This window comes from Aquabacterium sp. CECT 9606, from assembly GCF_918741295.1.
Classification (GTDB): Bacteria; Pseudomonadota; Gammaproteobacteria; order Burkholderiales; family Burkholderiaceae_C; genus Aquabacterium.
Genome location: NZ_CAKKNB010000001.1, coordinates 1,340,979 through 1,352,733, shown reverse-complemented (window position 1 = coordinate 1,352,733; position 11,755 = coordinate 1,340,979). Strand labels below are relative to the sequence as shown.

Annotated in this window: 13 protein-coding genes; 10 read left to right on the top strand and 3 right to left on the bottom strand. The window is 60.3% G+C overall.

Translation table 11 applies throughout. The annotated features are described in order from the left end of the window. Positions 1-76: 76 nt before the first annotated feature. The 8 genes from LQ232_RS06370 (at position 77) to LQ232_RS06335 (ending at position 7,014) form a co-directional block, all read left to right on the top strand. The gene (locus LQ232_RS06370) at positions 77-1,108 is read left to right on the top strand and encodes a CBASS cGAMP-activated phospholipase (protein ID WP_230179425.1); all 1,032 of its coding nucleotides are present in this window, start codon (positions 77-79) and stop codon (positions 1,106-1,108) included. A gap of 12 nt (positions 1,109-1,120) precedes the next feature. Continuing rightward, positions 1,121-2,293: a CBASS cGAMP synthase gene (locus tag LQ232_RS06365; protein ID WP_305878579.1), complete on the top strand. Its 1,173-nt coding sequence runs from the start codon at positions 1,121-1,123 to the stop codon at positions 2,291-2,293. After that, positions 2,293-4,002, top strand: a complete 1,710-nt coding sequence (locus LQ232_RS06360; RefSeq protein WP_230179423.1) for a ThiF family adenylyltransferase — start codon at positions 2,293-2,295, stop codon at positions 4,000-4,002. The genes LQ232_RS06365 and LQ232_RS06360 overlap by 1 nt, the downstream gene beginning before the upstream one ends. Then, positions 3,974-4,441: a Mov34/MPN/PAD-1 family protein gene (locus LQ232_RS06355; protein ID WP_371820115.1), complete on the top strand. Its 468-nt coding sequence runs from the start codon at positions 3,974-3,976 to the stop codon at positions 4,439-4,441. The genes LQ232_RS06360 and LQ232_RS06355 overlap by 29 nt, the downstream gene beginning before the upstream one ends. 426 nt (positions 4,442-4,867) lie before the next feature. Continuing rightward, positions 4,868-5,044, top strand: a complete 177-nt coding sequence (locus tag LQ232_RS06350; protein ID WP_230179422.1) for a hypothetical protein — start codon at positions 4,868-4,870, stop codon at positions 5,042-5,044. A 408-nt stretch (positions 5,045-5,452) separates the two neighbouring features. Beyond that, complete coding sequence (locus LQ232_RS06345) at positions 5,453-5,854, top strand: hypothetical protein (protein ID WP_230179421.1); 402 nt, start codon at positions 5,453-5,455, stop codon at positions 5,852-5,854. A 172-nt stretch (positions 5,855-6,026) separates the two neighbouring features. Further along, on the top strand, positions 6,027-6,257 hold the full coding sequence (locus LQ232_RS06340) for a hypothetical protein (RefSeq protein WP_125244018.1): 231 nt from the start codon (positions 6,027-6,029) through the stop codon (positions 6,255-6,257). Between the two features lie 85 nt (positions 6,258-6,342). Beyond that, the gene (locus LQ232_RS06335) at positions 6,343-7,014 is read left to right on the top strand and encodes a hypothetical protein (protein ID WP_230179420.1); all 672 of its coding nucleotides are present in this window, start codon (positions 6,343-6,345) and stop codon (positions 7,012-7,014) included. A gap of 26 nt (positions 7,015-7,040) precedes the next feature. Here the strand turns inward: LQ232_RS06335 and LQ232_RS06330 are convergent, their stop codons facing one another. Then, positions 7,041-7,256, bottom strand: coding sequence for a hypothetical protein (locus tag LQ232_RS06330; protein ID WP_133611276.1), 216 nt, complete (start codon positions 7,254-7,256; stop codon positions 7,041-7,043). Between the two features lie 405 nt (positions 7,257-7,661). Between LQ232_RS06330 and LQ232_RS06325 the strand changes: the two genes are divergently transcribed. Both LQ232_RS06325 and LQ232_RS06320 read left to right on the top strand, forming a co-directional pair. Next, positions 7,662-8,228, top strand: a complete 567-nt coding sequence (locus LQ232_RS06325; protein ID WP_230179419.1) for a RadC family protein — start codon at positions 7,662-7,664, stop codon at positions 8,226-8,228. 60 nt (positions 8,229-8,288) lie between these two features. After that, positions 8,289-8,594: a hypothetical protein gene (locus LQ232_RS06320; RefSeq protein WP_230179418.1), complete on the top strand. Its 306-nt coding sequence runs from the start codon at positions 8,289-8,291 to the stop codon at positions 8,592-8,594. Positions 8,595-8,615: 21 nt separating this feature from the next. Here LQ232_RS06320 and LQ232_RS06315 read toward each other — a convergent pair whose 3' ends face one another. Further along, positions 8,616-11,102, bottom strand: coding sequence for an AAA family ATPase (locus LQ232_RS06315; RefSeq protein WP_230179417.1), 2,487 nt, complete (start codon positions 11,100-11,102; stop codon positions 8,616-8,618). A 292-nt stretch (positions 11,103-11,394) separates the two neighbouring features. Then, positions 11,395-11,724, bottom strand: coding sequence for a cytochrome c (locus tag LQ232_RS06310; RefSeq protein ID WP_371820138.1), 330 nt, complete (start codon positions 11,722-11,724; stop codon positions 11,395-11,397). Positions 11,725-11,755: the final 31 nt, after the last annotated feature.

Sequence of the window (11,755 nt, the reverse complement as noted above, 5' to 3'; positions counted from 1 at the left end):
AAATGTGGTAAAACGCTACCTGTAGTGTTTTTTACCCCACCCAGACACTAAATAGCGCCTGCCACAAGTACACCTCATGTCAGCACCTGCCCCCTGTTCAGCGTCGCAGCCAGATCAAAACAAGGTATTCCAAGTCCTTGCGCTTTCAGGCGGCGGCTACAGAGGCCTGTACACGGCAAAAGTGCTTGCAGACATCGAGCAAGAGCTTCAGGGGCCCATCGCATCCAAGTTCGATCTGATCACAGGCACCTCGATCGGCGGCATCTTGGCGCTGGCCCTCGCCTTGGAAATCCCGGCGCAAACGATGGTTGACCTCTTCGTCAAGCATGGCGAGGAGATCTTCAAGAAGCGCTGGTCTTTTCTGGGAATGGTGCGCGCACCCTATACGCCTGCATCGCTCAAAGCACAGCTTGAGGCCCCCGAAGTCTTTGGCGACCGACTCCTGGGTGCTTGCCTTCACCCTGTGATGGTCCCCTCCATTAACTACACAACGGGTGAGCCTGTTGTCTTCAAGACGGGGCACCACCCCACGTTCAAACGAGACCACAAACATCGCCTGGTGGACATCGGGCTTGCAACCAGTGCAGCACCGGCCTACTTCCCGCGTCATGTCTTCAATGGGGGGCAGTATGTCGATGGTGGGTTGTTCGCGAACTCACCGGGACTGCTCGCGCTCCATGAATCGCAGCATTTCTTCGGTAGAGATATCAAGCACATCCGCATGCTCAGCATCGGGACGATGTCGTCGAAGTTCACCGTTGACCCTCGGCACAACCGGCAAGGCGGCGCCTACGACTGGGGTGGCTGGAACCCCAGCAACATGCCCAAGAGGCTCTTTGGACTGTCCATCTCCGCACAAGAGGTTCTGACCGACAAAATGCTTGAGCACCGGCTGGAAAGCCGATACCTGCGCATTGATGACGACCTGTTCGATGAGCGTGCCCGTGCAGTTGCACTTGACAAGGCCGATGGTCACGCACGTGAGGTGCTGCTCGGTGCCGCCATTGAGCGCTCGAAACGATGCATCAGTGACCCACGCCTACTGGCTTTCTTGGAACACTCGCCACCCAAGTCAGTCTTCTTTCACGGCGAACACGCAACTCCTTGACCGGGGTCCCTCATGCTGAAACTCAATCGACTGCTGTTCGCCACTTCCGAGACCGATGTCTTCATCGACCGCCTCGCCCCCACCCCACATCAACGGGAGACCTTGGTTCAGGCCAAGAACGACATTCGGGATCATCTGCGGCCACGCATTCGAGCGGCGACAGTGGCCGTGCTCGGCATGGACAAGGCAGTCGACCCAAAATTCCGCACCCAAGGCTCCTGGTCGTATAGGACCTGCATCCAGCCAGCATGGCAGCCACCCCAGGAAATGGATTGGGACTTCGGTGTGTACTTGCCGGTCACGGTTTGGGAAGACAATGGCCCGCCGCACAAGATGGCGAAGCTCTACTTCACGCTGGTGGAGAAACTGCTGGCGGACCTTTGCACGGACAAGGGTTGGGAACTGATCACCGGCAAGGACACCTGCATCAGGATCCAGATCAACAACTGGGCGCACATCGATATCCCTTTGTACGCTGCACCTGAAGAAGAGTTCGCGACGATCCTGGAAAAGTCCTTCTCCGCTCAGTTGACGCTTGACTCGGCGCGTGGCACCCTGGTTGAGAATGCGGCGTTCGGCGAGATCGCAGAACAAGAGTGGGCCGACCTGGATCACATCGTCATGGCGACGCGGTCTGGCGAATGGAAATCATCAGACCCTGAAGCTGTCTCGAAGTGGTTCCTTGACCGTGTGAAGGAACATACCGATCAGCTGCGCCGGGTGTGTTGCTACCTCAAGGCTTGGCGTGACCTGCATTGGAAAGCTGGCGATGGGCCCACGTCCGTTTGCATCATGGTGGCCGTCGCACAGAAGTTCGAAGCGATCCGTGGCCGTGACGATCTGGCCTTGGAGGCTGCGTCCAGGACCCTCGCCAACGCTTTGCGCGGAGATATCCGTGCGCCAGGCATTGACGAAGGCAAGGAAGACTTCAACAAGCGCTTGAATCCGGCGCAACGGGAAGAGGCTTCAGCCATGGCCAGCACCCTGGCGCAGCAAATTCAGGCTGCGCGACTGAAGCCCGTGCACACGCCGGGTGATGCCATCGACATCATCCAAAGCCAACTTGGATTGCGCATCCCAATGCGGACCGATCTGGTCGAGCCAGACAGCGGCAATGATGCGGTGAGAAGCGTGCCTGCTCGTGAGGTCAGCCGCCCGATCGTCAGAGCCACTACGGCTGGCTGATGACCCCGAGTGATGCGCAGCTGACCGACGCCCTGCGGTTGCTTCGCATGCGTGGCTTTGAGCCTGCAGGCAACCGTGCCGGCACGCGTTCTTTTGAGGGCGATTTGACTTGCCGTGGTGGCAATGTGCGCGTTCGGCTGAGCATCACGGACTGGGACTTTCTGCGTTATCCATCGATCATCGTGCTCGATGGCACTGACGGCTTCCCTCCCCTCGTTCCGCACCTGACTGCAGAAGGATGGCTTTGCTACTTTGCAGCAGGATCAGTTGTCCTTGATCGCTACAACCCAGCTGAAGCACTCGCTCAGTGTCTTGACCAGGCCAAGCTGGTCCTTGAACAAATCCGCTTTGATGCGGACTATCGCAGGGGCGACATCCAAGACGAATTCATGGTGCATTGGCTCAATGGCCAATCGACGGCCATCTGGGATGTGCTCATTGGCACCGTCGCACTCGGTGCCACCTGTACCAACTACTGGCTCGTCGACATCAACGGTGTGCCGACCGCATTGATCGCAGATTCCGAAAAGGAAGTTGCGGCCTTCGCTGGAGCACTCGGTGCTGCAGCCCCCGAAAAAACAACCTGCCCTTGCTGGCTGTTCCAAACCGATGAGCTTCCTGTTGTGCCGGATGTCATGCCATCGACCGTGAAAGAGTTATTCGCCTGGTTGAAGGCGTGGGACAAGGGCATCTCGAACGGCGTTCAGCGTATCCTGGAGAAGGAGCCCCGATACCTCGAATACAAGCAAGCGACCTTTGCCGTGAAAACGCCCATCGGCTGGCTCGGATTCGGCTTCGATCTCGACCAAGTCCAACGGCTGGGCGCCATCAAGAAGCCGCGGCTCTACAAACAGCACCTCCACGGCAAAGGCGGCACACGCGGCATCATGCGATTGTCCATTTCGGAGTTCGGGCCAGCGTTCGTCCACAGTCGAAACTTGACTTTCAAGGACCTCAGCGGCCGGCAGATCAAGGTTGTGGGATGCGGTGCGATTGGCTCCTATGTCGCTCTATCTCTGATTCGACTTGGCGCTGGAGCCAATGGTGGAAAGTTGACGTTGATCGACCCCGACAAACTCAAACCGGAGAACATCGGAAGGCATGTGTTGGGCTATCCGGCACTGTTCAAATCCAAGGCGACCGCCTTGCGTGATGAACTTGTTCGCCAGTTCCCTTTCTCCACCATTGACGCGTGTCCGACTGACGTCCGTGGCGTTCCTGCCTTGTTCTCCGCCGATTTGGTGATCGATGCCACTGGCGAAGAGTCTGTGAGCGAGTTTCTCAATGCCCGCAGAATCGCCGAGGCGACGAAAACACCTTTGTTGCACGCGTGGATCAAAGGGAATGGGCAGACTGTTCAGACGCTTTGGGTTCAAGGCAGCAAAGGGGGATGCTTCCGGTGCCTGCGGTTGGCAGATCACAAGAACTACAGAGAAGAAAGATTCAAGGTCCTTAAAGAGGACCCCGTGCGCAGACTCATCGGGTGCACCGGCTTTACGCCATATGGTGTTGCGGCGCCGATGCATGCCGCGACATTGGCCACTGAAACCATCCTTGACTGGTTGCAGCGCGATAGCCCAAGCCCCCGGTTTCGCACCCGCTCAGTTGCGAGCGCCGACGTGTTCGAAGTCAAGAACCAGGATCTCACCCGCCTGGCCGCCTGCCCAGCGTGCGGTACCAATGATGTTGCGATCCCAGCCGTACGGTAGCACTGAGGCACGGGTTCTCATTGAGCCCAAAGTTCTCGCTCGTCTGTCCATCTACAAGCAACTGCGACCCCGAGACCCTGAGTCGGGTGGAATTCTCTTGGGATACCGTCGAGGAGAGCACCTGCATGTTGTTGACGCCACCGAGCCCCATCCACACGATCGCCGGAGCCGCTTTGGATTCCACCGTAAGGAGTCGTACCACCAGTCCATGGCTATCAGGAAATGGACTGAAAGCGGCCAGAAGATGGACTACCTCGGGGAGTGGCATACGCATCCAGAGCACCTGCCAACGCCTTCATCAACTGACATCAGAAGCTGGCTGGACATCACCGACAACAAGACCAATCCCATGGTGTTTCTAATCATCGGTATCTCCAATGTCTGGGTAGGTGTCGGGCTTGGTAGCGGCCACAGATCAACCGACTTGCTGGTGCCATGAGCGCATGCATGCGTGGACAACGCCACCGTCAATCGACGGGATTTGGGGAGCTTCTTCGCATGGATAACACGCCGTGAGGCTCAAATCATGTTGATTTGGCACCATCTCTCCAGCAGACTGAAAGGGCTACCTGTGGACATCGCGTTCACGCAGCCTTCAATGGAGATCTAGGTCTCCCTGAAGTCCAGCCATGCTGGCGTCGCAGTCGTGACCTGCCTTGTAGAAGCTGAACCTCGGTTCAGCTAGGCCATGTCAATGGCCTTGTGCCACGTTCAGCCCTCATGCTGAACACCGTGTCATCGGCGCACCTCACCGTGCCGCCGCCGAGCCGCTTCAACCGCCAAGGCTGAAGCATCCCAAGTTGGGGAACCACCATGTTCCCCATCGGGACGAGGCGTTCCCCTTCACACCCTGAAGGAGAACGTCATGAACGCATGCCCTCATGCGACAAGGGAAACGCGCGCCATTTGCGTGCTGTTGGGTGGCTCCGGGCTTGCCCGCGAGCCTGTGTTCCGTCCTGCAGTGCTACCCGCATTGCTGAAGCCTGCGCCGCCTGTCTCGCGACAGGTCGAACAGGTCATGGCTTACCGTGCTGCCGCCTGAACCACTTGACTGTGGTCCAGCATCAGCACATTGACACCGTGGCGATTGACCTCGCCTGCAGTTCGGGTCGAGCACGAAATGACGCGCAGACCTCCCCGGTCTCGCCCAACTTGTGTTCACCCGCGTTCGCATCCCATTGAAGTCAAGCCCGATTGATCGGGAGCCCTCGACTTCATGGGATGTGAACCGTCTTTCATGTGCCTCGGCCATTCGGCTGTGCTGCACTTCCACGCAACCCTTTGGGGGAGTCCACCGTCTCCCCGCCGGGATAGGTGTGCCCTCCTCCTTTCTGGAGTTCACACCATGAATCATGAAGCGTCTCGCGCTCGCCCCAAACGCAGCTGTGTCGAAATTGAGGAGTCTCGTGCCTGGATGGGCTTTTACCGCCGAGTGGGTCAGGACCCCGTCATGGCCGCCGAAGTCATGGCCCAGTTGGAAGCTGACCCGATGATGAAGCGCAACCACCTGGCCCTGTACCTGTGCTGCAAGCAATCCTTGCGGACACACAAAGCCACAGCCGCACGCAACAGGCGCATCGGTCAGTTCGTGCGTTGGCTGTTCCATGGCGTTTTTGTTGCGCCAGCTTTGGCACTTCGCCACATGCTGCGCCAAGGCGGCGACATCGCCGTTGAATGCCTGCCACCTACTGCCAACGAACCGGCAGCAACCCAAGTCAAGCGCCTGAAGAAGGCGCCGGAGTTTGCCCAGGCTCAATCGTCTTTTGAAGGCCAGCCTCCTGTGTCCACGGACGCGCCAGCCGCCACATCGGGTGAGCCATCAAAGCCCAATGCTGTGTCTCAAACGGCCTGATTCCCCGCACGTCAAGACCACCGCGTCTTGACCGTGCCGGGGCCAGCGCCCTGGCCCTGCCCAGATCGACCCACGCGCCTGCCCATCTGCTGGTGGTGCATGCCGCGTCCTCACCCATTTCGCCCGCATCTGCCCGAGTGGCAGTGCGGCACACCCACGGAAGGAATTTCCCATGACCACTGCAACCGACGCCTTGTGCGCCATCGAGAAGCGTGCCCACCGGGCCATCGTGCAGGAACTGCGCTTGCTGATCAAGGAAGTGCAGGCCCTTCAGCCTGGCCTGGCAGGTGATGACAGCGCACATGCCCATGCACTGCTGCTGAAGCTGGAGCACCTCCGACAAAGCCAAGTGGTGGACAGCGTCTGCGATCAGCCGCCCATCCGGTTGGCCGCGCAAGGCTGATACCGACCTGATAGCGAAACAACACGCCTGCGGGGCCACGGCCCGAGCGGCGGTGCGTCCCCAGGCTTCCACACAAGGAATCCTCATGACCACCGTCACACTCAACCTGGAGCAAAAGCTCTATGTCATCACGGAGCGATCAGGCCACAGTTGCTTTGGCTTTGACAATGCTCGCGATCATGCCAACCAGATCGCACAGCAACTCGACCAAAGCCACCTGGCCTTTGCGCCAGGCGACTACGCCACGCTGGCGGGCTATCAGAAATACCTGACGGCCACAGCCGCATGGGGCCGATCCCCACTGAACCACCGCACCTACTTTGCGCCCGGGACCGATCCCAAAGCGGCCAAGGTGCTGGAGTCCTATCGCCGAACTGGCGAGAAGATCCGCCTGATACTTGGCGACCTGGCCACGGGTGAACCGTGGCTTGATGAGCATGGCGTGGTCGGCCGCATTAGCCGATCTGGCGGCATGCTCAAAATCCCCCTGCTGGTCGAGCCTGGCGAGTCAGGTGGCGGCGCCATTTTGACCGACTGCATCCTGTGCCTGGTGGACTGGCAGACCGGCAACACGCCGTATCGGCATCCAGCCTATCGCGAGGCCAACTTGAGCCTGTCGCCCAATGAATGCCCTGACCTGCCATGGGCCGTGAGGCGAGGCAGCGATGCCATCGCTTGTTTCGCGGACATCAGCAAGGCCGCTGCCTACCTGGCCTTCATGCGCGGCGCCACCATCGAGCCACGTGTCTTTGCTTGATGAACCGCCAGGCGGCGTGCTCCATGCTACGCCGCTGAACGGCATTGCTGGTACTCCCGGTCGATCAGCCAATGCAGAAACTGGGTGTCCCTGGAGACGCCCCAATAGTGCGCCTTGCATTGCGCGATGTAGGCATCCAGGTCAGCCAGCGTGCGGATGCCGACAGGCTCCAAATCGGTGATCAGCTTGAAGCGCTCAATCTCTCGCCGAGTGAGCCGGATATGGAGGCCAAAACGGATCATGGTCGTGCTCGTTGCATGGGTTCGAGTCGCCATCTTGGCGAAATTTCAGGCCCGTGTCACGGCTTTGGCCACCCACTGAAACAAGATTTCTGTACTGAACTTCAGGTGATATTCAGCTATCACCCAGGCGTGCACTCGACAATGACCCGGTTCCATGGGGCCTTGTCCATGGCATGCAGCGATCAAGGCTTGAACGCTTCTGACCATCACGACACACTGCCCACCGCTACCTGCATTCCATCGCGGAATGCGCTCCGACCTTGAGTCGGCGTCGCAGTCGTCACCTGCCTCATTGACCGTGCTGGCCTCGCGTCAGCACATCCCGAGCGGGAACATCCATCCCCTCGGGACTGGACGTTCCCGCTTTTCCTTTTTGTGAAGGAGAAATCCGTGAATGTCACCCACTTGTCCAGTGCCGAACTGGTCAGCGAGTTACTCGCCGCACCTGTTCGCCAAGCTCCCCTCCCTTTGCCCTGCGCCTGCGATGCAGCAGCGACATACCAGGCCGTTGAGCACGCTCCCCCTGAGCTGGCCCACAAACTCAGCATCGCACGTGAGCTGCTGCTGCGAGACATGCGCGCCAAAATGCTGGATGGACCGGTCATGGCGTCACCCAAGGTTGTCAAGGACTGGTTGTGCATGTACTGCGCCGGTTTGGAGCACGAGGTGTTCCTTGTGCTGTACCTTGACGCCCAGCATGTTCTGATCGAGGCCGAAGAGATGTTCCGGGGAACATTGACCCAAACGTCTGTTTACCCTCGTGAGGTCGTCAAAAGCGCGCTGGCCCACAACGCGGCATCCGTTTTGTTGGCCCATAACCACCCGAGCGGTCAATTGTCGCCAAGCAGTGCAGACGAACTCTTGACCCAGACGCTGAAATCCTCTTTGATGATGGTGGACGTGCGCGTGCTCGACCATTTCGTCGTAGGAGGAGACCGCGTCCTGTCTTTTGCGGAACAGGGTTTGCTGTGAAGAGGCCGGCCACCCTAGCCCGCATGGCACAGCCTCATTCCTGCCAAGAAGGAGTCCGCCTTGGATAACCTAATCGTGACCAGGTTGTTGGAACTGGTCGAGCCTCTGGCCGCGCTGTCGATCAGCCACTTGACGGCCACCACACGCCAGAAACTGGCCAATGACGATTTGTCAGTCAACGTGTACCCGAACGACTATGGTGGCTTCGTCTACGTGGGCGACCCACCCTACACGGTGCCCGCTGAGAGCGATATGGCCACGATCTTCGAAGCAGCCAGATTGGCTGGCATCGTCTGGCTCAAGTTCGACAGCGATGCAGCCATCGTGGACGGGCTGCCGATTTTCGAAGAGACCGATCCCCTTTGACCCCCACCGGGCGTCGCGCCCTCAGGCCGACGCCCATTTTTTTGCGCCATCTACAGTCACCCCGCGATCGCGCATCGCATCCAGGTCGATCACGGCGTCGGCCATGGCGGTCAACTCCGGCGTTTGCGACACAAAAAACTCCCGCTGGTAGCCGCCCACGCGCAGCACCTCGCGCTTCATGGCCATGAACATGCGTTTGCGCTCGGGGTCCAGCGCCCCATCGGCTTCGTCAGAAAACAAGGCGTCGTAGCGCCGACCTGCATGCTGCGCCAGGTACAGCGCCACCGCCCGCGTCAGGCACTCGTTGACCCACACGCGCTCCCCTCCGCTCATCAGGCCCAGGCTCTTGCAGTCCCCCGACTCGCCGTCATGCACGACGATGTCAAAGCCCTCGCGTTGCTCTCCCTTGCCTGTCTCCACCAGCGTGAGGATGGACACGGTGAAGCGTGGGCCATAACAGGCCAGCAGCAAGTCATTGGCCAATCCAGACAAAGCCGGGCCTGCATCGTCAATGGCCAGGGCGATCAGGCCATCGTTGCTCATGCATCGGGCAAACAGGTTCCAACTTCCCAAGCTGTCCTCCGCTCGGGCCATGCGGGATTGCACCTGCACACGCCGATGAGCCAGGGCCCGCACCTGAGCCATCAATTCAATCCTGGACTGGGCATCGCGCTCGGCGGCCAAGTGGGCTTGCTCAGCGATGGACAAGGCCAGGCGCGCTTGGGCCTCAGCCTGGGCGGCAGCAGCCAGCATCTGATGGTCAAAGGGCGTTGGCAAACCATGAAGCACCGCGTCCAGGCGATTGAGCGCCTCCCGGAAATGCTGCGCCTGTTGCACCAGCGCCTGCGCGATCCGCTGGCGTGTTGCCTCGATCTGTTGGCGCTCGGCCTGCTCTTCGGTCGTCTCGTTGCCTTGGGTCCGGCCAAGCTCTGCCATCAATGAGGACAGTTCAAGCTCAAGGGTCTGCAAGGCGGCGCAGGCTTGGCTGATCTGGCCCGCCCTGGTCGCCAGCAGCGACAAGCGAGACACCCGTGTTCGAGCCATGTCGCCCAAGCGTTCGGCCCGGGCCAGCGCTTGCGGCGCCTGGGCCAGCTCTTCGTACCGATGGCGGATCAGGGAGAGTTCCTGTTCTGCGAGGGCCTTGTCCTGCGCCAGGCGGCTGATCTGGCCTTGTGCGCTGGGTATGAGGGTCTGGGCTTCATGCGCATCCCCCAGCAGCTTGCATTGCCCTTGCAGATCGGTGCCTGCACAAGGCACCTCACCAACCAGGCCAAAGCGGTGCGCCAACTCCTGAGCCTTCAAAGCCGCCCTGCCTGCCTCCAGTTCAATGCTGGCGAGCTTCTGCACCAGCAGTCGTTCCGTGGCCTGTGCATCCCTCATCGCCTGCACCTGCTGTCGGCACACAACGATCTCCTGTTGCCTGGCACTCAGCACCAGTTCAGCCAGAGGCAGGCGATGTGCCGCACGCTGGACAGCGCCAGCCTCTTCGAGCACGTTCAGGCACTGGCGACGTGACTGCATGACCGTGCTCTGCCGAGACTGCGCATGCGTGCGCCGACTGTTGATGCGTTGCGCCAAGCGCTCCAGGCCCTGCAACGCATCCTGCTCTTGAGCCTTGAGCCCCTCGATGGCTCGCGTGCCGGCAGCGATCAACGCCTTGCGCTCCTCAAGCAACTGCGTACGGCGCGCCTCGGTGCTCTGTGACTGATCCCGTTGAGCCTGCAAGAGGGCATGGCCAACCCGATGCCCATCCAATGCCTGCAGCGCTTGTTGTCGCTCAATCAAGGTCTGCGCAACTCGGTCAGATGCACCTTGCAAGCGATGCAGCCCCGCATCCAGGCGAGCCTGCTCCGCATCCAGCCCGGACAACTCCTGCCTGATGGCCGACAGCCCGGCCTTGATCAGCTTGGCGGTGTCATTGGCCTTTTGCCCCAACGCTCGGATTTCTTCCTGGCCGAGCAAGTCGGACAGCAGGCTCTTGATCTCGGCATTGCGGTAGGTGCTGAGCTGGCGCTTGCCCTGCGCCGAGAACGCCGAGGTGAAGAAGGTATCAGCGCTGCCACAAATCGCTTCAACACAGCGGGTGTAGGTCTCGACCTTGCCGTCGGACACCAGACCATCATCAAGGCACACGGGGCGCCATTGGCCCGCATCACTGAGCGCATGCAAATAGGCCTCGGTCTTGCGGCGCCCGTTGAACCGGATCACCACTTGGGATCGATAGCACCGCCCCTCATGTGACCAGGTCAGATCCTTCTCGTTCTCGGGCAGACAGACATGGTCGTAGTAGGAAAAGCCGCCGGGGCCGCTCAAGGCCGCCCGTGACGGCATCGTCAGATAGGGGTGCATGTTGTCCATCAGCGTGGTCTTGCCCCGCCCATTGGCCCCGGCAATGGCGACGAGTTCAGCGCCATCGGCCAGGCGCTCGAAGTCCAGGGTCAACACGTCTTGCCCCAGGCCATAACGGATGCCCCGAAAGCCTTTGAGGGTGAGTTTCAGTGGTTGCATGGTTGGCTCCAGCGGTTTGCTGAAACCAGTTTCCGACGCGATGTCACGTTGTCAACGTCTGCCTGTCAGTACGGTGAATGCCAGCACTGCAGCGGTTGCGGTCATTCAAGTTGAATGACCGAATGACCGCTTCCGACCCAATCCAGTCTGTCGAGGAGTTGAGAAGCAGTCGCTGCCGACGGCGGCGACCGATGAAGATGCCCTGCGTTTCGGTGCCAGTCAGCGTCTTGCGGCCCGCGCGGACGAGCCTTTATCGGTGGGGATGCACCACAGATTCCACCCACCTGAAGTTTCACTTGGCACCCCCGCTGGCCTTCGACACGTAGAGCGCCAGCGCCGCAATCTCTGCTTCGGTGAGCTTGTCCTTGTACGAGGGCATCTGGCCCAGCCCGTTGCGCAGCGCCTTCGCCACGCGCGCAGCGTCGGGCTTCAACTCGTCCAGCACCGGGCCGACGGCGCCCTCGGCGCCCGCGGCCTGCAAGGTGTGGCAAACGGCGCACGACGGGACGACGCCTTGCAGGAACAGCTTCTTCCCTAGCGCGAGTTGCGCGCTGTCGTCGGCCGCCAGCGCGGGTAGAACGGGCAGCGCCAGGCCGGCGACGAGCACCGACGCGACCCTCATTGCATGCAACATGAAGCGCTGCTGGATGGTG